Below are 22472 nucleotides of genomic sequence, written 5' to 3'. Positions count from 1 at the left end.
ATGTTATTTAAGAATGTTTTTAGAACCCTTCAGAAACAATACGTACAACTTATATTACTAGGAGTAATTATAATCTTAAGTAGTTTTATGTACACCGTTATGGAATATGCAATTGGCGGAGTAATGGAACCAACGGAAAACTACTTTGAAGAATCAAATCAAGAAGATTTTGCGATAAGTATGATTGATATCTTATTAGAAGACGATATCACCTATCTATCTACTAACTGTTCAACACTAGAGGCTTTACCTATGGATAATTGGCCTTTTACAGTTACTGGTGTAAAAGGGATTGATAGTGCTTGTTATTATGATGTTTTAGATAATAGGTTAAACATCATAATGTCTGAATATGAGGATATAGATTTAGAAATCAGAGAATATAAAGATGTATATTTTACTTATGAAACAGACACTTACCGTATTCGTTTCTTAAAAGATATGGAAACAATTAATACAAGTTTCTTTGTTACAGGAAGATCACCTTTGTCTGATTTACATATTGCTGTAGCTGAGACATTTGCGAAAAGTAATAATTTAGAACTCGGTGATAGGATTACAATCAACGAGACAATTTATACAATCAGTGGCTTTGTATTATTCCCAGATTATAATCTTCCAATGTTTGGTAGTGATTTTATCTTAGATAATAAAACACAAACAGTAGGAATGTTAGCAGATAATGCTTTTGAAAGTATGGAAGAGAGCACAAAGTTTGAAGTTGCTGGTGTCTTTACAGGAACGATGGATGTAAAAACTTTTGATAATAAAATAATTGATACTTATCGAGATAATGATAAACTATCTTTTGTAACTAATGTTTTGCAAACAGAAAATAACACTAGAAGTGGGGCTATCTATGCTGAACTTAGTGGTGGTAGAGCATATGGAATCTTATTAAGTTTACTTGTAGCTTCTATCGCATTAATGATTGTGGGAATCATGGTTTCAAGAGTCCTTCATTCACAAAGAGGACCAATCGGAATTTTGAAATCGCTAGGTTACACTAATAATCAAATAGCCTTCCCGTATATTCTTTTTATCGGGGTTATGACATTACCAACTGTAATTATTGGTTACTATTTAGGGTTACTAGCAGCAACACCTTTTAAAGATATCTTTATGTCTTTCTACTTATTACCATCTAATCCAATCGAACAAAACATACCAACAATCATTGTTGCTGTAGTTGTTCCCTTAGGATTTATTCTTGGTTTAAGTTTCTTGATAGTTAGAAGATTATTAAGTCAAAAACCAGTAACTCTTTTAAATCCTGAAGTAACTTCAAAAAGTAACTTCATTACAAAAAGAGTAGGTAAGTATTTAAAACGATTAAAGATTACCGCGAAACTTCAACATTTACTTCTATATAGAAATATCGTTAAGTTTTTAGTATTCTTAATCGGAATGTTCTACGCAGCTTTCTTAATTCTATTTAGTTTCTCACTAAACGGAATATTTGATCGTATGCTTTATGATTATTATGAAAATACTGATCATGAATATATTGGTATTTGTGAATTTGGAGAACTATGTTCTGTTACTGGTGATGCCGAAAAAGTAATTGAATTACCAGGTGCTTTACTAGATGATGAAAATGTAATTATTACTGGTCTTAGTGACGATTCAAGTCTTCATCCTTTATTCGATAAAAAAGGTAAGGAAATTACTTCCCTATTAAGTGAAGGAATAGTTATCACAGAATCATTACGAATTCTTAATGGAGTTAAAATCGGGGACATGCTTGTTTTGGATGTCGGGACAGACTCCGTTGAAATAGAAGTAGTAGGTATAACAAAAGAGTATAGCGGTGAGAAAGCATATATGGATATCGTTCAACTATCTAATATGCTTGTTGATACTGATGATTATTACAATGCAGTATACTCATCTGAAACACTTGATGAAGATGACTATGATATTGTGATTAGTACAAATGATATTGTCCAGCAAGCCACTAATATGCAAGGATTCTTTAATACATTTATATTAATGATGACGATTAGTAGTATTGTTATCGGAGGAATTATAATATATATTCTTACAGTTATGACTATTGAAGATAACTTCTATAATATTTCATTATTCAAAGTTATTGGTTATAACGAGAAAGAGATCAATAAAATGATCTTAGGTGGTTATAGTTTATACGGGGTAATTATCTTTATTCTAGCAATCCCTGTTGCACTTATTAGTTTCTATCTGATGGAAATGATTATGGGAGAATTCTATGGAATATTATTACCATTCCAATTTATTTGGTGGCATGCACCTCTAAGTATTGGAATCTTCTTGGTTATTTTCTACATCGGTGCTTTTCAAGCTAAAAGAAGATTAACCAAAGTATCATTACAAGAAGCAATGAAAATGTATCAAATATAAAAAAAAGCGCTAATTAGCGCTTTTTTATTTTATATTATTGCCTGAGAAATATATCTAGAGATTTCTCTAATATCACTACGACCTCTAAATTCAAAACGTAATTTACCAATACCACTTATAAAAATATCTAATTCAGCATCCATATCAAAAGTACCAGCTGTTTCAATTGAGTAAACGTTAATACGTTTATATGGAATACTTGTATAATCTACTTTCTTTCCTGTTAAGCCTTGAACATTTATTACGATGATACGCATTGTAGTAAATACAACACCATCTCTCATAGATTTATAACTATCCAGTATTTCTTCACCCTGAGCTATTAATTCATGAACTTTCTTTGAAAAACTTGAATCTTGTTTCATTTTTAAGAAACTCTTATTTTGAAAATCAATCATATTTGATTCCTCCTTTTTCCCGTTATTCTAATTATACACAATTTAGTTTAAAAATTAAATTATTACTTTATTTTATAATATTTATAAATTATTATACAATTGAAGTGTAAATAAAAAATAGAGGTGTATGTATGAAGCAAAAAATCGCTATTATTGGAACAGGTCCTTCGGGAATGGCTGCAGCACAAATCTTAGTACAAGAAGATTATCAAGTAACTATGTATGATAAGGCTGATAGACCTGGTGGAATATTAATGTATGGTATTCCTCATATGAAGTTAAATAAAAGTAACATATTAAAAAAAGCAGAAAGATTAGAAGATATGGGTGTTAAGTTTATCCTTGATACTTATGTTTCAAAAGATACTGTAGCAGATGAAATCAGTAAAGATTTTGATGCAGTGTTATTAGCTACAGGAGCAGAACACGCTCGTGACATTAGTATTGATGGAAGACAATTAAAGGGAATTCATTTTGCTATGGAGTATTTAACTGATAATACTAAACACTTGTTAGATGGTTCTAAATTAGATATTGATGCAAAAGACAAAAACGTCGTTATTATCGGTGGTGGAGATACTGCGAATGATTGTGTTGCTACGGCAATTCTTCAAGGAGCTAAAACAGTTAGACAATTAGAGATAAATCCTCCTCGTGAAAATCGTAAAAAGACATACTATGATTTTAATGAAGATGAAGTAAGACTATATCAAAAAACAGCTGTTAAGTTTATTGAATCTGAAGGTACAGTTCAAAAAATAGAAATGGATCATGTAGAAATCATTAGAGATGAGAATGGGACAAAAGTAGAGTTCCAAGATCAAAAAGGTTTAATTGATGCTGATTTAGTCTTTGTTGCTATTGGTTTCTTAGGACCAATTGATGAAGCACTTGCTGCATTTGACGTTAAATTAGATAAAGCAAAACATAACAGAGATACTACAATATTTACCACAGAAAAAGAAAATGTCTTTATTTGTGGGGATGCTAGAAGAGGCCAAAGTCTTATAAAATGGGCTATTGGTGAAGGGAAAATGGCTGCAGAAGTGATTAAAGAATATCTAGCAGCATTAGATTAAACTCTAATAAATAAAAAAGGTGATCCAGAGGAGCACCTTTTTTTTATTTACTTTTGTTTTCCTTTATTAAACCGGTACGATAAGCACCAAGTAATTTGTATAAATCTTGAATTTCGGTTTCAATACGTTTACCTTTATCAGTATTATAAATATATTCTCTTTTGGTATTTATTTCTTCAGCTTGAACGAGATTGATAATGTCTTTCTCGCTTTTGATAAGTTTTTCTTTTGAATCAAAACGATCATGAGATATTAAGAATAACTTATAAGAGTCACTGACAAGGGTGTATCCACCAATATTAATCTTTTCTTTGTACTGTTTACTCATACCACCATCGATAGCATAAATTCTACCATTGGCTTTTAAAGGATTTCCACCTTGAGAGACATCAGTAGGAACGTGGCCATTTATTATCTTTGATTTATTCCATTTTATTCCGAATTCCTTGTATATATTTTTTAAGATACTTTCGTTCTCTCTTAATGTGAAATATGGGTTTTCATTCTCTTTTCTGACTTCATAGTTATCAATAAAGTATCTTTCAAAAGTCTTCATAGCATCTTTACCAAACAAAGGAGATTTAGCTCCTAGCCAAAGATATACAAAATAATCTTTTTCAGCGTTATTAGGACTATATCTATTTAGATAACTAGTTCTAATTTTTTGATCTAATTTATCAAATAGTTTTCTTCCTTTGTATAACTTTTCATCTACTTCAAATTCTAAGAAGTTACCTTGTTCATTTAATGGAATACAACCGTGAAATAACAGGTTGTCATTATAGATCAAATACATCTGTCCGATGTTGAAAAGTTGTTTGATATGAGTTTGCAGTAAATCACTATTTAAAAATGCTCTTTTAAGTTGGTTCAGTACATTAATTTCTTCTGGTAATAATTCAAAAGGATTATCGGTATTAATCGTTGGGAAATTACTATCTTTTAGAGGATAGGTTTTCCCATCGATTGTTATTGTTTTGTCTTGATGATTTATTTTATCTAATAACAATCTATCTTGAAGTCCAAAATGAGGATTCCTGTCACTTAGAGATTTTTCTAGTTTAAACTGCATTATTGTTATTGCCTTATGCATTTTTGCAGTTAGTAATGCTTTATCTATATCAGTAATTACACCAGTAGAAGGCATAAATACATCACAAGGGTCATCGTTGTAGAACTTAAGAGCGAATTGAGCTAAAGGCATTAAACTAATAGCATAACCTTCTTCTAAAGTATCTAGAGTGTTATATTTTGCACTATTTCTTAAAACATTACAGATTGATAATCTACTACCACTAGCAGCACCCATCCATATAATATCGTGATTACCCCATTCAATATCAACACTATGATATTTCTGGATTTTATTCATGACTAGATGTGCTCCAGGACCACGGTCGAAAATATCGCCAACTATATGTAATCTATCAATTGTTAGTCTTTGTGCTAAGTATGATAATTCTATAAGAAAGTTTTTCTCTCTTTTAGTTAAAAAGATTGCATCCAATATCGAATTATAGTATTCACTTTTATCAGATAGATGTCTATCTTCGTACAGTAATTCCTGAATAATGTAGTTGAAGGCTTCAGGGAGTATTTTTCTAACCTTGCTTTTTGTATATTTTTGCGATAAATGATTACAAAGAGTAATTAACTCTAATAGTTTATTTCTTATGAATTTCTTATAAGAAATTCTATCTAAAAGGTCTTGATACTTTGCTATCATTTGTTTTGGATAATATACAAAAAAAGCTAAAGTATTTTTATCTTCGTCACTATAATCATCAAACAAGATGTCAATTTTATCCTTAGTTACCCCACTACCATTTTTTAAGAAGTGATTAAAAGTTTCATATTCCCCGTGGATATCACTAACAAAATGTTCGGTTCCCTTAGGAAGGTTCAAAATAGCTGTTAGGTTTATTAATTCAGTACTTACCTCTTGGACACTTGAGTACTCTTTACTTAGTAGTTGTAAATATTTGTTCTCATATGGCATATTAATACTTCCTTTCCCTTGATATACATATATTATATAATAACTGAGTGAATGTAAGAATACTTTTTTAAAAAATATAGAACATAAATTTATCGGATATTGAGCACCGATAGCAATCAGTATATAATGTTGATAGAGGTGATCAATATGTTGAAGAAAGAAACACTAGATTATTTAAGTAAGCAAAGAGAGAGCAAGTTCTCATTTGAAGGTGTAAATAAGCTAGAATTAACCACGGAACTATTAGAAAACATAGGCGACAAAAACAATGAAATTAGAGATGGATTAATTTATCCTTGTTTGGCTCATTTACTATATGATAAGCATTTTGATGAAGCGACATTAACAACATTCTTATATTCATTATTTTCAGAAAAGCACTTATTCTTTGATATTGATAATAAAATTGGAAATAGTGTCTTAACTAGAAGTTTCTCTTCCCTCCAAATTGTTATTCTCCTTCATGTTCATAAACGAGATAAAATCTTCAAAGAAGATACAATAAGAGAACTATTTAAGATATATCTTGATTACTTCAAAAAAGAGAAACATTTAGAAGGATATAATAAAGAGGTTGGATGGCTTCATAGTATTGCCCATAGTGCTGATGTCTTTGATCAGTTCTTTACATTAGAGTATTTTAAACAAGAAGAGATAAAATTGATGTTAGAAGCAATCCTTTTGAAACTACACAATAGAGATTACTATTTCTCACATGATGAAGATGAAAGAATGGTAGTTGGTATTACTAAAGCAATAAAACGAAATCTTTTATCAAAAGAATATCTGATCGATTGGGTTGAAAGGTTTTCTACCTATGAGAAAAATGGTGATTATCCGGAAATGTATTTCATTACAAACAATATAAAGAATTTTCTAAGATCCCTATATTTTGCAATACTTGAGGAGGAAAAACACAATTATCTAACAGATATAATATTAGAATCATTAAAAGAAAACGTTGGTTTGAGATAAAAAATGAGTATCAGCTTTGTCTGATACTTTTTGTTTGTTTAGAAATATTGTATAATAGAAATATATGGAGGTGGTCTTATGAAGAAACTCTTTAATGATTATACTCATTCAATACCTATTATCCATTCTCATTTAGAAGGGCAATACAAATATACTTTAAGTGAAGTAAAGTACTCATTCACCATTCTTTTCACTGAATTTGATTTTCATTATATTTCAGGAACCATTCCCGAAGATAAAGAAGAAGTTATTAGTGAGATAAGAAAATACATCAAAGAACGTAAAAAGGATGAATTTATTCTCTTTTCTCCTAATGAAGATTGGGATAACTATTTAAGTGAAATATTTAAGCAAATTGGTGGAGCAATTGATTTAAGATATTCTTTTACTTTAGATCAAACTGCTTTCAAGAAAATACATGATAATTATAAGTTTAATCACGAGGTTAAATTACAAAGATTTAGTGACAAATTATCATCATCACCATACTATCAAGCAGAAGTGTATAAAGATGGGAAAGTTATCTCTTTCTCAAGAGCATATATGGAAGGTGCAGCTAATGCTGAATTCGATGTTTGGACAGACTCCAAACACCGTTATAAAGGACTAGCATTTGAGACTTCATTGGTAACTATAAATAAACTTCTTGAATTAGGTTTTACGCCTAATTGGAGTTGCTGGGAGCACAAGAAAGGGTCACATATGTTAGCCTATAAACTAGGTTTTATTAACCCAATTAAGATTAAAGCATTTATCTGGGTTAACGATATGGGAGAATTCTAAATTGCATATCTAATAATTACAATATAAACTTTATTCAATATGGACAGATAAGAAGTCATTTATTGACTTCTTTTTGTATGGTAAAATATTTGAAAAAGATATACTTTTTTGACTTCTGGGTTTTAAAAGAGTTATTTTTAAATGAAATTAATGCAGATGCCAGAAAAATAATCTTAGAATTGAGGATGCTTTTATGTTTGACTTTTATGGACTTATATTGTATCTAGTATTTGGGTTCCTTATGGGAGTTATTGTTGTTATAGGTGTTAGAAGAAGTGTTGAGAATGAACATGCAGGCTATTATGAGTCATGGACAAGTAGGAAGTATAGAATTATATTCACTGTTACTTTCTTAATAGGAACTTTGTCAGCATATTTTGGTTAGTTTTTTTTGACAATTGCATTTTTTTAATATCATAATTTAGAAATAAACTACAAAAAAGTCATTTTAATGAAAAGGTCATGCTTGATTAAGCATGACCTTTTTTAATTTTATTTGATATAAAAATTGGTAAATACATTGCGCCCATAAGTAATGCTGCTACAGAACTGAATATCACTTGATACAACAGTGGATGAATATCGATTAAAAATTGTACTTCCACAAGTGGTGGGTGGAATAGAAATAACTCGTCAGAACCACCAAAACGATAAGTCGCGTAGCCAGAGATAAGGGCAAATATAGCTAAAAGCAACATTGATTTGTATAAATCACTTTTAGTGGGTCTATAGTCTAATACAGTAACACCATATACTGCTAACCAACCTATACAAGCATGTGCTCCGAAAAATGTCCAACCACTCCATCTATCTAATCCCCATAATGTATCAAAGAATAAAAATGTAAGGAATGTCCCAAAGGCGTAGAAGTAAATAATCCTAAATGCTTTTTCTTTACTAAATGCAATCGCAAGAGTTAAGCCATATAATGATACTGCACAAAGTGGCATTCTAAATATAGAATTTTCAAGCATTCTACTTTCAAATACACGCCATTCAAATAGGATAACTAACCCGACTAGGAAAAATCTAAGCACTTTTTCATATTTACTTTGTTTAATCTTTGGTGAAATCCACCAAATTAATACTAAAGATAATATAAAACCAATAATTAAAAGGAAATGACCCAAACTAAACCAAGAAATTGTATAACCAATTTCGTTACTAAAAAAATCTCCCATAAGTATCCTCTCTTTCTATCCAAATTATATCATATTTATTACGATATTAACCAACAAGTATATTTTGTTTTTCTATTATAATAATAGATGTAAAAAGTGAAGTAATGATTCAAAGAAAACTAAACTCTAAATAGTTTAGTTTTCTTTTATAAGTTGATTTGTAGGTTAACATAGAATTCTTATTCAATACTCTTAACCAGCAAAGGTATGAGATATTCTCCATCAATTGATCCATCACTAAGTAATGTTTCAACTGGAATATCAGTGCCATCAATTCTCATAAATAAAATGTTGTCTTTGAGACATCCACTTGCATTATATGTGTAAGTTGTATTATCTATAATAAACGTCTCGCTTCCATTTTGATCACATTCACCACCGGCATAAGCATAAACAACTTTACCATCAATATGGAAATCTAACCAGTAATAATCTGCTTCATCGGATTCTATTATCTCAGGATTACGTTCTAACATCATTAACTCAGGTATTAGGGAATCTAGAGTGATATATTCTAAATCGAGTGCATCACGAAGATAGATATATTCTGAATCTCCTGTTTTAATGAAGTATGACATATTTGCGCTACATCCTTTAAAACTGTAGCCATAATTATAAATTTCACCACTATAAAATATGTCCTCCCAATAAGTATTACAAAGAATACCATTTTGTTCCTTATAATATATGTAGTATCCATCAACAGGTTCAACACTTACAATTATGTATGAACTTGGTTGACATGAGCTGAGTAGAAGAATAAATAAGAATGATATCAAAATCTTTTTCATTTCTTTCCTCCTTACATAAATAGTATAATTCTTTTTAAAGTAATAAAAAAGGAATTGATAGACTATATTGAAAATTCCATATAATCAAACTGATTAAGCAGCCATAAGTGATTGAGATAAGTATTTCATTATGTTACAATTTATTATTGGAGGGGATAGTATGTATAAGGGTATAAAAATAACAATTCTAATTATTATGTTCATTTGTTCAATCCTAATTGGGTTTGAGAAGGATTATGAATTTATTACACATGAAATGTACTATGATGGATATGAAGAAGTGTTTAATGATTTTGTGATAGAAGTAGAAACAAGAGAAAAGGCAATCCAAAAGTATAAGGATAAACATATTATAATAGACGGAGAGTATTATCGTGAATACTATAATTGGAAAGAAGGTATGTTCTTCTTTTCAGGGACACTTTTAGTAACTCTTGTGGTATCAAGTAGCTTGAGAAAAGAAGTAGAGAAAAAAGAAATAGATTATAAGTTTTAACTTAAAAAAGATACATATGAAATGTGAAGTCGTTTACCGGCTTCTTTTTTTATGATAAAATTTAGTTGAGGTGATTATATGTCAAATTTAACAAAAATTATTTCTTGGATCTTGTTAGTTTTTGGAGCAACTTTAACAGTAGTGTTTGTAATTCAAGTTTATGATATGCTTATTAAGGACAGTAGATTTTTATTCTTCCAAATAATATTTGCATTTGTTTGGGGAGTCGGAGCATTGATATTTTGGATAATAGGTTTAGCATTATTAAGAAGTGGTAAGAGGAAAGAAAACGAAAATGATGAATCTTGAAATTGAGAATTGCATGAACTAAAATTTTTCATCCTTTATATTTCTGTATTTTATTAGCGATTTAGAAGTCATTTATTGGCTTCTTTTTTTGATAGAATATTGTATCTATGAAAAACTTGTAATTACACTTTACAAACTGTATAATTGAGTGTTAAACTGCAGAATAATTACAATTGTAAATATTGAGGAGTGATACAATGATTAAAAAAACTAAAATTGTCAAATTAAACCTATCTGTTTTAGGTGTCTATATTAGAGTAGCTAGAATTGAAGCGGGGATATCATTGAGAAAACTAGCAACTCTAACAAATATCTCTCATACTTTGATATCTAATATTGAAAAGGGAAAACAGGCACCATCAGAGGAAACATTGAAAGATATAATGAATGCTTTAGATTTGAAGTTAAACACATCAGATGATGTTTCTACAAGTATGGCTTATTATTATAAAAACATCTTTTCAAATATATTGAATTATAAATATGATGCTGCCAAAGAATTTGTTGATGAATTAGAATCAAAGTCGCAATTGTTCTTAACAAGTTTAGAAGTTGTAAACTATCATATTATTAGATCTTTGTATTATGCTATAACAAATACAAAAGCAGTTCGTGACGAGATTATGGTATATGAGCCTGTTATTCAGTATTTATCACCAGAACAACAGCAACTCATATTTCTTATCAAAGGGGTTGAATGCTTAAGTAACTCGTTATATTCAGAAGCAGAAATACAACTTGAAAAGGCAATTGAAATTGGGCGTGACGAAATTGATGTTTTTATAAATGAATACTTAGTAAGAGCATACTTAAAACAATATAAGTTCACTAATAGTGTTTCATTGTGTAATAAAGTAATTGAGGAATACGAAAAGAGAACTAATTACTTACGGGCAATGCGTTGTAGGTTGTTAATCGCAAAGGTTTATCTAACGATAATGCGATTTGATCAAGTAATTACATTAGTTGATCATGTAGCACAATTTGCTGAGCAGTTTACACTCCAATACTTATTAGATAATTGCTATGTTATGCGAGCTGAAGTATATTTTTATAAAAACAGTTACGAGAAAGCAATAAATGAATTAAACAAAGTTGTTGATACTTCAACAACTGGATATGCTTATACTAAATTTAGAGTGTATTTAGTAAATAAAGATATAAGATTGGTTGGATTTTATAACGAAATAATCAAAGATGAATACTCTGCATTATCAGAGTCTAGTAAATTACTTATAAAGATATTAATGAAATGGCAAAATAAAGACTACAGAGATGATACCTATATTTCTGAAATTAATGAGTTGAAGACTCATTCAGTAAAAGGTAATAGTCAAGAATTAATAGGATTGACATATAACTTATTGATTGAATATTATAAAGAAGATAGAAAATACAAGAAGGCTTTAGAAATATCTGAAGAATTATTAAAATTAAAAAAGATACATATTACACATTATTCGATAAAACCAAGCACTATATAGTTTACAAACACTCGAAAACTGCAAAAAAATAGCTCATTTCGGTACAATGTATATCGACACAAATGAGGTTGTAAAACCAAGACATATTAGTTAAAATATAGTAGTAACGGATTAAGGGAAAAAGTATTAGGGATGATACAAACAATTTTACTGAGGGCATACATGTTAAATGTATGCTTTTTTTCTTTTTATATGGTAAAATAACGAACGAGGAGTGATGTTATGAACAAAAAAAATATAACAAAAGAATTTGACAAAATCACGGATTTTTGGTCGCCCTCTATAGTTGCTGAAGTGAATGATTCATACATGAAGGTAGCTAAAATTAGTGGTGATTTAGTATGGCATACTCATGAGAATGAAGATGAACTTTTTATTGTCATTAAAGGAACGATGATTATTGAATATAAAGATAGTGAAGTACTCCTTGAAGAGGGAGATTTTCATGTAGTTAAAAAGGGGATTGCACATTTCCCGAAAACTACAGAGGAGTGTTGGGTAGTATTATTTGAAAACAAGACAACCCTTCATACCGGTGAAGTAGTTCAGAATTATACAAAATCAGTTGATGAACAATTGAAGTAGGTATAACGTAGTTTATTATAATTGGATGAGGTGGACGAAATGATTGGAAAAATAGTAGATTAACCTTATTAGAGGATAGTATTTTATAAAACCACATTAGATTTAAGGAGACAATGATGATTAAATACATATACGAAGAGAATTTGAAGAATCGCCCGGAGTTATCAAAACATTTAGTAGAATATAATACTGTCTTCACTGGTGTAAGGCCAACCGAAGACAGATATTTTTATATAAAAGAAAACGGTAGGCTAGTAGCAACAATACATGCAAGTCTAGGGTGGGACATGATAACTCTAGAAGATATTTACTATGAGAGAATTGAATTGTTAAATCATCTATTATCAGCAATCTCCAAATACTTTAAAGGAAAAGCCAGTGGAATTCTTTATCAAGGTGAAGAGTCGAAAACAATAAATGATTTTTATACTATAGGATTTTTATGTGACGGTATAATTGAAGCTACACCATTAACAAAGAAATATCATTATCTATCAAACACGTCTTTTAATATTAAAAGTAATCTAAATTTAGAGATTATAGAATCAAAGGATAAAGACGAGTTATTATATAAATCACAAAAGAGCATAAAAACAAGTGATTTGATCGTACTTGCAAAAGAAGATGGCACAATCATTGGTGGTGTCCACGGTGAAATAACATCTGATAGAATAGATATTAGTTTACTTGTAGTTATAGAAAATTTCCGAGGAAAAAAAATAGGTAAGAAATTAATGGAATTAATCGAAGAAAAAGCAACTGAAAAAGGTGTCGCATATGTAGCTCTAGAGACTTGTGAATTTCAAGCAAAACAATTTTATGAGAAACTAGGCTATCGACTAGTAGCAACACTTAAAGATTACCCAAAAGGTTATGAGGAATACATATTTGCAAAAGAACTAAATAAATAAATTTTATTATAAAAAAACCATTGTGAAAAGTTCACAATGGTTTTCTATTTCTATTTAATAAAAGCTTCTCCTGGTCTAACTGCGGACTCATCATATTCATTTGACGGTTTATCCTGATAAAATTCTATTTTGAATAATACATTTCCTGTAATTATCACATGGTGATATCTTTCGGGTTCAATAACGATTGGATGATAACTATTCCCGGTAATAATATCATCCGGAGTGTCCTCCCATACAAAGTCTAACGACCCTTCTTTTACTATAACTAGTCCAACCTTACCTTTAGGAGCCATATGCTTATTGAGAATTGGTTTAAGAACAGTTTCTTCTGTAAGCCAAGTTGTTTCTCCTAATTTGTTTTCTTTACTTGGTAATGGTAGCTTTTGGAATCTCATTTTATACCTTCTTTCATTGATGCTTGTTATTAGTTTAAGTCTAACACTATTTTGATATGTCGTTTCAGAAAACACTATAAATTATAAACAAGCAAATGAGTATCTCGGAAGGATAAATAGTATGAGTTATTAATTATTATAATATAGAAGGCATTTACCAGATTAGTAATCTATGCTAAGATATTTATAGATAATAAAAAAGGAGATACATATGGAAACTTATTCAATTATAACTTTAGTAACTGGAATTATAATAACAATATTAGGAATTCTAGGTGTAGGAAAAAATCAAAGAAAGAATCAATGGCTTATCCAATTTATTGGTGACATTGGATATCGTATTTTCCTAATGGTTATTGGAATAGTCATTATTGTCACATCTTTTATATTTTAGATTCTGTATCAATGATTTACACAAAGAAGTCATTTACTGACTTCTTTCATTATGTTAAAATTGGGTCGGTAAATTATTTATCAACTTACTAAATATGAGGTGACATTATGCCGTTTTATGTAATAAAAAAGGATATTACAGAGTTTAATACCGACGCTATAGTAAATAGTGCTAATACTTTACCAGTAGTTGCTGAAGGAGTAGAAGCGCAGATTTACAATAAAGCAGGTATTGAACTGTTAAATGAAAGAAAAGAGATAGGTGAGATTCAAGAGTCTGAATCCCGTATTTCTAATGCCTATAATTTAAATTCTAAATATGTAATTCATACTGTTTCTCCAATCTATGAAGACAATAATAGTTTTAAAGATAGATTAGAAAAAGCATACCTGTCTGCACTTAAACTAGCAATCAAACATAATTTAGAATCGATTGCATTTCCATTACTATCTGGTGGTACTAATGGATGTCCTCGACATATCGCTATAGAAATAGCAATAGATTCAATTAATAGATTCTTAAGAGAATATGATATTGATGTGTACCTAGTACTATATAAACCATATAGATCTAGAACCTCAAAAATGATATCTCATGATATAAGAATGTATTTAAGAGAACAACATGCTAATAATAGAAACAATATCTTTGAAGCTGAAATGCAAAAACAATCAATGTTTAACATGAATATGGAAATTGATGAATTTCCAAAAGTAGATACTCTTACATTTCAACAAAAATTATTTAAGCTAATTGATGAAAAAGACTATAAAGAAGTAGAAGTGTATAAACAAGCAAATATGAGCAGGAAACTGTTTTCTAAGATTAGGTCAGATAAGTGCTATCAACCAAAGAAAACAACTGCAATAGCGTTGTGTCTTGCATTAGGACTAGATTTAGATGAAACTGAGGATTTACTAGATAGAGCAGGTTATTCCTTAACAGAAAGCATTGAGTTTGATTTAATGATTAAGTTTTTCATTGAGAAAAGAATTTATAACATAATTGAGATTAATCTAGTTCTTCACGAGTATGGTAAGAATCCACTATAATATAAAATAAAATGTCGCTTTCAGGGCGACCTTTTTTATGCTTTATTATCATATAATGAAATCAGAAAAGGAGTGAGTGATATGAAAAAAAACATTACTGAGATAGTATTTATATTAGATAGAAGTGGGAGTATGGGCGGACTTGAGGAAGATACTATTGGGGGATTCAATGCATTAATTGAGAAACAAAGAAAAGAAGATGGGGAAGCATATCTAACAACTGTGTTATTTGATGATCGATATGATATGATTAACAAACATGAAAATATCGAGAATGTAAATCCATTAACAAGTAAAGAATATTATCCGAGGGGGATGACTGCTTTACTAGATGCTGTTGGTAAAACTATTCTTAAGATTAAAAGACAACATGAAAGATTAGATGAAAGTGAAGTTCCTAAGAACACATTAGTAGTTATTACTACTGATGGGCATGAGAATGCTTCAAAAGAATTCACATACAGAGATATTAGAACTTTGATCAAAAAACAAACTGATATTTATAACTGGGAATTTATCTTTTTAGGGGCGAATATCGATGCGGCCAAAGAAGGGGAAAAATTCGGGATAAGAAGAGAACGTTCTGTGAATTACCATGCTGATCATAAGGGAGTTGAAAAACACTATAAAGAACTAAGTAAGACAGTAAGTAATTACCGTATGAATTCAAAGATTGATGATAACTGGGATAAGGATCTTAATAAAGATTTTACAAGTAGGAATCAAATATAAAATAATATTATGACAGTGAATAAAAAAGAAAAGAGAAACTCATCAAGAGTCTCTCTTTTTTAATGACTAAGTATTGATTCTCAAATGGTTAATTTAATCCTCGTATCCATGTAAGTTACCAGAATATCCACCATAAGTGCCAAGCATAAGTTTATTTGCAATTGCACCAGAATTTGTACAGTTTATAATCGTAGAACTTTTCTTGTGTCCAATAATTCCACCAACATTGCTATGGAAACTTGCACCATATATTGTACTAGAGTTTGAACAGTCCGAAATGTTAGTGTTAGTTGAATAACCTGCTATTCCTCCTAGTTGTAACATTCCATATACATTTATAAATGGGTTGAATTTTCTCAGTAAAATAGTGGTTTCACCACTGCTGTTACAGTTTTCTATTATAGTATCCTTGGTGTATCCTGCGATACCACCAACATTGTAATAGATTCCGTTAACAAATAGATATCCTGCAACTCCTTCACTGTTTTTACTTAAAATTGTATTTGAAACATTTAGATTTTTAATTGTTGCACCATCGGTCGCTCCGAACAATCCAAGATTGTAGTATGTACTCGTGCTATCACTTGATCCAAAGTCTACATCAATGCTGTATGTTATGGTATGTCCACCTCCATCAAAATGTCCCTTGAAAGGATTTGCTGGTACAGCAGAACCACTCTCTTTATATGACCCAATTGGAGTCCAATTAGTAATACTAATATCACTTACAAGTTTGAAGTACGTGTTTGCTTGTAAGAAGTTACCAATATTGGATAGATGTGTTTCGCTTGAAATGATGTATGGAGATGCAGAAGTACCTTCTCCACCACCGAAATCGATAATATTGCCATCGTCAGTAGCTCGTAGGAAACTGTCAATAAAAGAATTGTAGGTATTTGATGCTTCATTAATAAAAGCGTCATATACTGCAGTTTTTTGTGCTTCGTACTCCACTGGGAATAAATCCCATATTGATACCAAACCATTTTCAGGTATATCTACTAATACAGAATAATTTTCATTTTCATTAAAGGATTCTGCCCAAGTTGGATAATTTGCAGAAAAATTATCTAAATCACCTAAACTATGGAATGAGCCACCAACACCTTGTGCTGTAAAATGTGTTTCAACATTTTGTGTACCGATTGCTGAAGATACACTGCTTGATATAGATGATGATGCGTCACCACTTACTATACCTTTTATCCCTGCTGAAAGTGCTCTTTCCACTGATGAACTAGATGTTTGGTTATAAGAAGAATCATTTGTTACCATATAAAAATAGCAACTAAGTCTTCCACCGAAATACCCAGATACAACCACGTGAGTACCATAAATGTTAATAAATTGCTCCGGTGTCATTGTTCCGGTTTTAAGAGCTTCTATATCTCTTAGAAACTCATCTGACAATGAATTTTCAAAAGTTCTTAAGTCTCTGTATCCTTCAATCTCAATTCTGTTTCCAACAATATTTTGTTGTAATGTATAATACATTTCTTGGGTACTTGAGGTATATGTTAATGAAGTGCTGAATTCCTTAAACTGTGATGCACTTGCCGTAAACATCTTGTATGCCCCTGAAGCACCTATTTTCTTTTGAATAGAAGAAGAACTTGAATCTGTAAATTCAGCTATTGTAGAACTGTAAAAACTCTCTGCATTTTGTGTTTGCATTGGTGTCTTTACAATTGTGAGTTCACTTAGCTTAGCAGCATCGAATACAGGTACTGCTCCTGATAGAGTCTCGATATACTTATTAGTGATTGCATTCACACTTTTCCCAATACCATTACTAATAACCACTTCTTTGTATTCAGAGCCCAATTCTTGTGAATCATTTCCAATACCTTCTCCACCGAGTAAATCGCAACCTGACAAACCTAACAAAACAAAAAAACTTAAAACCATAATACCAATTTTTTTCATTGTTTACCCCTCCATAATTTGTGTGAGGTAGTTATTCGATTTATAAAAGCAAATAAAAAGGTCTTAGATTATTATCTAAAATCTGACCAGTAAGTAAGTTCGAATTCCCCTCATAATTTCTCTCTCTATATTTATAATACATCTAATTAATAAAGATTTCCATTTATATTTCGCAATTTATAAAGGACAGCACTCTTCAAACTTTACTTAAATGTACCTAAAGTGAATAGTTAAGACAGATATATTAAATTCATGGAAGAGATATCTAAAATAGAGTAAATTATACTTATTTTTCAATTACTTTATGAAAAGAGTATGGAATCGCTTATTCATTTCTTTAAATGATATGACATAATGCCTAGAGTATTATGTCTTTTTTTATTAGTCGGGTGTGATGACGCAAATAGAGATATCCTAGGATTGCAGGAAAAGAGGAGATAGCTCTAAATGTTGGAACTGAGCTTCCTGATTTCTTAGAAAATATTTCAATCGTTGGATTGCAGGATTTAGAAGGAAATGAATTATTAACATTAGAATATCGAAATGATTTCTTCTTGAAATAAGCAAAATATAATCAAACCCAACTACCAAAAAGTAGTTGGGTTTATGTTTAGAACAATAACTTAAGACCTAAAGGAGCCATCATTTCATAATCAATCTCATTCTTTTATTTGTTCCTAGTAATTTGGTATAATAAGAATGTAAGGAGTGATCTTATGGAATTTAAAGGTAACACAATCAGTTTAAAATTATTTAGTGAGATTAAGAAAGAGTCTAGTATAATTGTTCATAACTCTAAAGTATATGATCCTTTTCAAAGCAAAAGAGATTATTATGTAATCAATGAGGTAAACAAGTTGGTTGATTCAGGTGTTAAGACAGAACAAGTAATTAAAGAACTAGAGAAAAAGTATCTACTTGAAGAAGTAGATGTTTCCTATGATAAACATCAATTCCAAGAAAATGACTTTAAACTAAAACTAACTCTGTTTTATACAGGATCTAGTGATGTTTTAAGAATTAAGTTTGAAAAAGATACATCACTTGGTAAATTACTGACTGTCGATATTGACGAAAGAAAACTAATCAAAGTAATGAAGTATGACAGAGTGCCAAATGAAGTAAGTGATGATATGGAGATGTTTGTTTCGGAGTTCAAGAAGCACCTTGAGAAAGCAAATAAAATGTCTCATCTTATAAATGCTGAGAGAAGTAAAATGATTAAACAATATGTTGAAGAAAGAGTAAAATACAATCTTCAAGAAGATAGAATGAAAAAGATTTTAGATAAGTAATAAAAAAAGTTCTAAACTCGTTAAATGTAATATGTTATAATTAGGATAGAATACAAGCACAAGAGCGCAGCTATTAGTTTAGTTGCGCTTTTATTTTTCCTTAGGAGGGTAAAGAATGAAGAAACTATTAATAGTAGTAATGTTTTTTATTGTTGTTTTAGTTAGTGGTTGTACGGGGAACACTGATTTTAGTATTACGGGAAATGAAAATATACAAGTAGAAGTTGGTAGTGCTCTACCAAACTTACTAGAAGGAGTAGCAATTGAAGGAGAGGTTACAGAACAACTCCTAAAAGTCGATACTTCAAGTGTTAACATGAATATTATAGGAGACTATAACATTGTCTTCTATATTGAATTGGATGAAGAAAGAATCTATGAAGAAACGATTGTTTTAAGTGTTGTTGAGAGTGTGACAGTTGCTAATCCACATCCGGTAATACTTGGTGCTGTTAATATAACTTATATTCTAGGTGAAGAGATACCTGATTTATTAGAAGGTATCAGAGTAGAAGATCCTAAATTCGGAGATATTACACCTGCTTTAACAATCGATGATAGTGAAATAGTATATGATACATTTGGCGTTTACGAGATTGAATATACTGCAAGTAATGCTGATGGATATTATGCGAGTATTACAAAAACAGTCGAAGTTACTGGTGGAGACATTTTTGCTCTTCCAGATGATTTTTATATTGTAAGTGCTAATAATATGTACGGAATTGTCGATGAAGATCAAAATGTAATTGTACCATTAGAATATGACGATATTTTTTACTTTGGTGCAGGGATAGTTAGATTGCAAAAAGATGGTATGTTCTTCTTTTATAATTCTGAAACAAATCAGTATTTTCAATCTGAGTACACTATTAATATGTATGGTGATAATGGACTAGCTATTGCATCTAATGGAACTAAATATGGGTATGTTGATACTAATGGTGAAGTTGTAATTGATTTTCAATTCTCAAGTGGTTCACTATTTATGGATGGGATTGCCTTTGTTAGTTACGGGACATTCAGCCAAGGAATCATCAATGAACAAGGAGAAACTTTGCTTCCGCTTATTCATCGTCAAATCAGTTTTTTAGATAATGGATATGTTAAAACAATGATTAATGATGGAACATATATTTATGATGATGAATATAATCTAGTATTTGAATGTGAATCTATCATTGGTGATTCATATATGATAAACGATGACGAATACTACATCTTTTCTGAAAACCAAAAACAAGGTGTTTTAGATAATGAATTCAATATCATTATTGAAGCAGAATATGAAACTGTTACTGTTGAGGAAGAATTGTTGTTCCTAGTAGTTAATTCTCTTAACACAGTTATTCATAATATTGAAAATGAAACTACGATAGTAAATTCAACATATCACGAGTTTGAAGATTTTGGTCTGTTTGTGTGTACTGATGGAGATTGTGGTCTATATGACAAAATGACACTCGAATTGATTATTGAGCAAGAATATGTATTCATAGGCGAACTTAACGATGATTTACTCATTGTTCAAAACTCTGAAGATGAGCTTGGTATCGTTGACAATCTAGGTAATGAGGTTATACCTTGTATTTACGAATCTATTTATTTACCAGCAATTGGTAGAATGTCTTTATACAAAGATGAAGAGTACTTCTTAGCGGATTACGATGGAAACATGTTAACTGGTGCTTACACATATATCTTTACATACAATAGCTTGGGTCATGCTATGGTGGAAAATACATCTGGATTCTATGGCCTAATTGATATGGATGGAGTAGAGATATTGCCTGCTGTTTATAGTACGCTTGAGTACAATAATAATGGATTTTATTATACTAGAGATTCTAGTGTGCCAAATGCTAGTAATATGGGAGTACTTGATTCCAATTTTAATGTTGTCATACCAAATCACTATTATCAAATATATTTTTATAGTGAAGGAATATTTTCTGCTAAATTAGACTATTCAGACGATACCTCAAGTGGCTATGTTGACACAACGAATACTGTTGTTGTCCCAATGATATATGAAGAAGTAAGCTCGATGAATGAAGGTTACGGAGTTGTCAAACTAGGTGCTGGTAGGTATCTGTATGTTGATGCTTTTGGTAATATATTACCAACACCGGAGTTTTATAGTGCTTCTGTTTTTAGAGATGGTTATGCGAGAGTGCAGTTAACTTCTAATGCGAATTCAAAAGGTGTGATTGATACTACTGGCTCAACTATAGTTTCTTGTGTTTATAAAAGTGTTACTGATATACAAGGTGGATTCTTTGTTGTTGTCTTCTCTGATAATACAAGGAATTATGTCGATCTAAATGATAATTTACTCTTAGCTGAAAATGTCGATAATGCTGGTAATTTCATATATGGAGTCGCTGTAATAAATGATGATGGAGTTGAATCACTTATTAATTCAAGTGGAGAAATAATTATAGAAGACAAATCGGCGATTTCGATTTTTGAAGATTCTATCTATGTAATAGGGTTAGATATTGATTACTATTACTATGGATTTGATGGTGAACTATTGTTTAGACAATCATTCTATCAGACAATACCATTCATAGATGGATACGCTCTAGTTTGGACAGGAACTCTAGAATCCGGGTTTATCAACATAAATGGAGATGCTATTTTACCAATAACTTATAATTATTTAATAAACTTGGGGGATACGCACTATCTGGTTTCCAAAGATGGGTACAATGTAGCAATTGTGAATGAAGAAGGAATCTTGACAAGGTATTTCTATGATGACGACGAAGAAGTAATCAGTTACTTAGAATATGGACTTAATCTAAAACTATATGATAGCCTTGATAACTTATTAGGTACATACGAGTATGATGATATTGTAGCGCATACAGCTGAAGGTAACTATCTATTCGAAGTTGATGGGAAATATATTCTTATAGATAGTGAGGGAGAACCTCTGTTTGATGAAACTTATGATCACATCTACATAGTTGGAGATGGTTATATTATAGTCAAAAATGATCTCAAATGCGGGTTAATTGATCCCTTTGGAGAATTAATTATGCCACTGCAATATGATATTTTATCTGTAGATATAGATAATGGAATCATCTTCGCTATAAATGGTGGTTATTACGGAATCTATGATATCGAAGGAAATGAAATAATACCGAATATTTACGACTACATACAATATGTAGTTAAATAGCACATACTCAACTTAAAAGAAAAATGAAAAACAAAAGTCCAAGGTTTATCCTTGGGCTTTTGTTAGTTAAAATCACTATAAATTACCAGAGAATAGGTAAAGTTAGCTT

The 22472-nt window shown here is 30.4% G+C and carries 21 protein-coding genes; 15 read left to right on the top strand and 6 right to left on the bottom strand.

Going from position 1 to position 22472, the window contains the following annotated elements; genetic code table 11:
- A complete protein-coding gene (locus KQ51_RS08555; protein ID WP_038471221.1) occupies positions 1–2382 on the top strand; it encodes an ABC transporter permease in 2382 nt (793 codons plus the stop codon).
- A 29-nt stretch (positions 2383–2411) separates the two neighbouring features.
- Here KQ51_RS08555 and KQ51_RS08550 read toward each other — a convergent pair whose 3' ends face one another.
- A complete protein-coding gene (locus tag KQ51_RS08550; RefSeq protein WP_038471219.1) occupies positions 2412–2780 on the bottom strand; it encodes a PH domain-containing protein in 369 nt (122 codons plus the stop codon).
- 131 nt (positions 2781–2911) lie between these two features.
- On the opposite strand from KQ51_RS08550, the gene KQ51_RS08545 reads away from it, so the two are divergent.
- Positions 2912–3859 (top strand): FAD-dependent oxidoreductase, encoded by a 948-nt coding sequence (locus KQ51_RS08545; RefSeq protein WP_052609413.1) that lies wholly within the window; start codon positions 2912–2914, stop codon positions 3857–3859.
- 43 nt (positions 3860–3902) lie between these two features.
- On the opposite strand, the gene KQ51_RS08540 is transcribed toward KQ51_RS08545, so the two are convergent.
- Entirely contained in the window at positions 3903–5858 is a 1956-nt protein-coding gene (locus KQ51_RS08540) for a fructose-bisphosphatase class III (RefSeq protein ID WP_038471217.1), read from the bottom strand.
- A 147-nt stretch (positions 5859–6005) separates the two neighbouring features.
- On the opposite strand from KQ51_RS08540, the gene KQ51_RS08535 reads away from it, so the two are divergent.
- The 3 genes from KQ51_RS08535 to KQ51_RS08525 all read left to right on the top strand — a co-directional run bounded on the left by KQ51_RS08535 (position 6006) and on the right by KQ51_RS08525 (position 8001).
- A complete protein-coding gene (locus KQ51_RS08535; protein ID WP_038471215.1) occupies positions 6006–6833 on the top strand; it encodes a DUF2785 domain-containing protein in 828 nt (275 codons plus the stop codon).
- A 78-nt stretch (positions 6834–6911) separates the two neighbouring features.
- On the top strand, positions 6912–7616 hold the full coding sequence (locus KQ51_RS08530) for a GNAT family N-acetyltransferase (RefSeq protein ID WP_038471212.1): 705 nt from the start codon (positions 6912–6914) through the stop codon (positions 7614–7616).
- A 193-nt stretch (positions 7617–7809) separates the two neighbouring features.
- Positions 7810–8001 (top strand): hypothetical protein, encoded by a 192-nt coding sequence (locus KQ51_RS08525; protein ID WP_038471210.1) that lies wholly within the window; start codon positions 7810–7812, stop codon positions 7999–8001.
- Between the two features lie 85 nt (positions 8002–8086).
- Here KQ51_RS08525 and KQ51_RS08520 read toward each other — a convergent pair whose 3' ends face one another.
- Together KQ51_RS08520 and KQ51_RS08515 are read right to left on the bottom strand one after the other, a co-directional pair.
- Positions 8087–8797: a TMEM164 family acyltransferase gene (locus KQ51_RS08520; RefSeq protein ID WP_038471208.1), complete on the bottom strand. Its 711-nt coding sequence runs from the start codon at positions 8795–8797 to the stop codon at positions 8087–8089.
- Positions 8798–8976: 179 nt separating this feature from the next.
- Positions 8977–9588 carry a hypothetical protein gene (locus KQ51_RS08515; protein WP_038471206.1) on the bottom strand — a complete coding sequence of 204 codons (612 nt, stop codon included), beginning with the start codon at positions 9586–9588 and terminating at the stop codon, positions 8977–8979.
- 160 nt (positions 9589–9748) lie between these two features.
- Here KQ51_RS08515 and KQ51_RS08510 point away from each other — a divergent pair, with 160 nt between their 5' ends.
- The 5 genes from KQ51_RS08510 to KQ51_RS09545 all read left to right on the top strand — a co-directional run bounded on the left by KQ51_RS08510 (position 9749) and on the right by KQ51_RS09545 (position 13373).
- Positions 9749–10084 carry a hypothetical protein gene (locus KQ51_RS08510; RefSeq protein WP_038471204.1) on the top strand — a complete coding sequence of 112 codons (336 nt, stop codon included), beginning with the start codon at positions 9749–9751 and terminating at the stop codon, positions 10082–10084.
- A gap of 78 nt (positions 10085–10162) precedes the next feature.
- Entirely contained in the window at positions 10163–10393 is a 231-nt protein-coding gene (locus tag KQ51_RS08505) for a hypothetical protein (protein ID WP_038471202.1), read from the top strand.
- 197 nt (positions 10394–10590) lie between these two features.
- Positions 10591–11877 (top strand): helix-turn-helix domain-containing protein, encoded by a 1287-nt coding sequence (locus KQ51_RS08500; protein ID WP_038471200.1) that lies wholly within the window; start codon positions 10591–10593, stop codon positions 11875–11877.
- 222 nt (positions 11878–12099) lie between these two features.
- The gene (locus KQ51_RS08495; RefSeq protein WP_038471198.1) at positions 12100–12462 is read left to right on the top strand and encodes a cupin domain-containing protein; all 363 of its coding nucleotides are present in this window, start codon (positions 12100–12102) and stop codon (positions 12460–12462) included.
- Between the two features lie 116 nt (positions 12463–12578).
- Positions 12579–13373 (top strand): GNAT family N-acetyltransferase, encoded by a 795-nt coding sequence (locus KQ51_RS09545; protein ID WP_052609411.1) that lies wholly within the window; start codon positions 12579–12581, stop codon positions 13371–13373.
- A 50-nt stretch (positions 13374–13423) separates the two neighbouring features.
- Here KQ51_RS09545 and KQ51_RS08485 read toward each other — a convergent pair whose 3' ends face one another.
- Entirely contained in the window at positions 13424–13771 is a 348-nt protein-coding gene (locus tag KQ51_RS08485) for a DUF1971 domain-containing protein (RefSeq protein ID WP_038471196.1), read from the bottom strand.
- Between the two features lie 211 nt (positions 13772–13982).
- Here KQ51_RS08485 and KQ51_RS08480 point away from each other — a divergent pair, with 211 nt between their 5' ends.
- From KQ51_RS08480 to KQ51_RS08470, 3 genes are all read left to right on the top strand, one after another.
- Entirely contained in the window at positions 13983–14165 is a 183-nt protein-coding gene (locus KQ51_RS08480) for a hypothetical protein (RefSeq protein ID WP_038471194.1), read from the top strand.
- Positions 14166–14272: 107 nt separating this feature from the next.
- Positions 14273–15217 carry a macro domain-containing protein gene (locus KQ51_RS08475; protein WP_038471192.1) on the top strand — a complete coding sequence of 315 codons (945 nt, stop codon included), beginning with the start codon at positions 14273–14275 and terminating at the stop codon, positions 15215–15217.
- 81 nt (positions 15218–15298) lie between these two features.
- On the top strand, positions 15299–15949 hold the full coding sequence (locus KQ51_RS08470) for a vWA domain-containing protein (protein ID WP_038471189.1): 651 nt from the start codon (positions 15299–15301) through the stop codon (positions 15947–15949).
- 93 nt (positions 15950–16042) lie between these two features.
- Here the strand turns inward: KQ51_RS08470 and KQ51_RS08465 are convergent, their stop codons facing one another.
- Complete coding sequence (locus KQ51_RS08465; RefSeq protein WP_038471187.1) at positions 16043–17875, bottom strand: MAC/perforin domain-containing protein; 1833 nt, start codon at positions 17873–17875, stop codon at positions 16043–16045.
- A gap of 716 nt (positions 17876–18591) precedes the next feature.
- On the opposite strand from KQ51_RS08465, the gene KQ51_RS08460 reads away from it, so the two are divergent.
- Together KQ51_RS08460 and KQ51_RS08455 are read left to right on the top strand one after the other, a co-directional pair.
- On the top strand, positions 18592–19170 hold the full coding sequence (locus tag KQ51_RS08460; RefSeq protein WP_038471185.1) for a hypothetical protein: 579 nt from the start codon (positions 18592–18594) through the stop codon (positions 19168–19170).
- 115 nt (positions 19171–19285) lie between these two features.
- Positions 19286–22363 carry a WG repeat-containing protein gene (locus tag KQ51_RS08455; protein ID WP_038471183.1) on the top strand — a complete coding sequence of 1026 codons (3078 nt, stop codon included), beginning with the start codon at positions 19286–19288 and terminating at the stop codon, positions 22361–22363.
- Positions 22364–22472 lie beyond the last annotated feature (109 nt).

The organism is Candidatus Izimaplasma bacterium HR1, from assembly GCA_000755705.1.
GTDB lineage: Bacteria > Bacillota_I > Bacilli_A > Izemoplasmatales > Izemoplasmataceae > Xianfuyuplasma.
The sequence above is the reverse complement of the archived record's forward strand: the minus strand, read 5'-3'. Positions and strand labels throughout refer to the sequence as shown.

Bases quoted from the DNA above. Each gene is read 5' to 3' on its own strand.
- KQ51_RS08510 (WP_038471204.1), top strand. From the start codon at position 9,749: ATGTATAAGGGTATAAAAATAACAATTCTAATTATTATGTTCATTTGT.
- KQ51_RS08550 (WP_038471219.1), bottom strand. From the start codon at position 2,780: ATGATTGATTTTCAAAATAAGAGTTTCTTAAAAATGAAACAAGATTCA.
- KQ51_RS08545 (WP_052609413.1), top strand. From the start codon at position 2,912: ATGAAGCAAAAAATCGCTATTATTGGAACAGGTCCTTCGGGAATGGCT.
- KQ51_RS08495 (WP_038471198.1), top strand. From the start codon at position 12,100: ATGAACAAAAAAAATATAACAAAAGAATTTGACAAAATCACGGATTTT.
- KQ51_RS08555 (WP_038471221.1), top strand. From the start codon at position 1: ATGTTATTTAAGAATGTTTTTAGAACCCTTCAGAAACAATACGTACAA.
- KQ51_RS08540 (WP_038471217.1), bottom strand. From the start codon at position 5,858: ATGCCATATGAGAACAAATATTTACAACTACTAAGTAAAGAGTACTCA.
- KQ51_RS08470 (WP_038471189.1), top strand. From the start codon at position 15,299: ATGAAAAAAAACATTACTGAGATAGTATTTATATTAGATAGAAGTGGG.
- KQ51_RS09545 (WP_052609411.1), top strand. From the start codon at position 12,579: ATGATTAAATACATATACGAAGAGAATTTGAAGAATCGCCCGGAGTTA.
- KQ51_RS08515 (WP_038471206.1), bottom strand. From the start codon at position 9,588: ATGAAAAAGATTTTGATATCATTCTTATTTATTCTTCTACTCAGCTCA.
- KQ51_RS08530 (WP_038471212.1), top strand. From the start codon at position 6,912: ATGAAGAAACTCTTTAATGATTATACTCATTCAATACCTATTATCCAT.
- KQ51_RS08465 (WP_038471187.1), bottom strand. From the start codon at position 17,875: ATGAAAAAAATTGGTATTATGGTTTTAAGTTTTTTTGTTTTGTTAGGT.
- KQ51_RS08535 (WP_038471215.1), top strand. From the start codon at position 6,006: ATGTTGAAGAAAGAAACACTAGATTATTTAAGTAAGCAAAGAGAGAGC.
- KQ51_RS08505 (WP_038471202.1), top strand. From the start codon at position 10,163: ATGTCAAATTTAACAAAAATTATTTCTTGGATCTTGTTAGTTTTTGGA.
- KQ51_RS08520 (WP_038471208.1), bottom strand. From the start codon at position 8,797: ATGGGAGATTTTTTTAGTAACGAAATTGGTTATACAATTTCTTGGTTT.
- KQ51_RS08525 (WP_038471210.1), top strand. From the start codon at position 7,810: ATGTTTGACTTTTATGGACTTATATTGTATCTAGTATTTGGGTTCCTT.
- KQ51_RS08500 (WP_038471200.1), top strand. From the start codon at position 10,591: ATGATTAAAAAAACTAAAATTGTCAAATTAAACCTATCTGTTTTAGGT.
- KQ51_RS08475 (WP_038471192.1), top strand. From the start codon at position 14,273: ATGCCGTTTTATGTAATAAAAAAGGATATTACAGAGTTTAATACCGAC.
- KQ51_RS08485 (WP_038471196.1), bottom strand. From the start codon at position 13,771: ATGAGATTCCAAAAGCTACCATTACCAAGTAAAGAAAACAAATTAGGA.
- KQ51_RS08455 (WP_038471183.1), top strand. From the start codon at position 19,286: ATGAAGAAACTATTAATAGTAGTAATGTTTTTTATTGTTGTTTTAGTT.
- KQ51_RS08480 (WP_038471194.1), top strand. From the start codon at position 13,983: ATGGAAACTTATTCAATTATAACTTTAGTAACTGGAATTATAATAACA.
- KQ51_RS08460 (WP_038471185.1), top strand. From the start codon at position 18,592: ATGGAATTTAAAGGTAACACAATCAGTTTAAAATTATTTAGTGAGATT.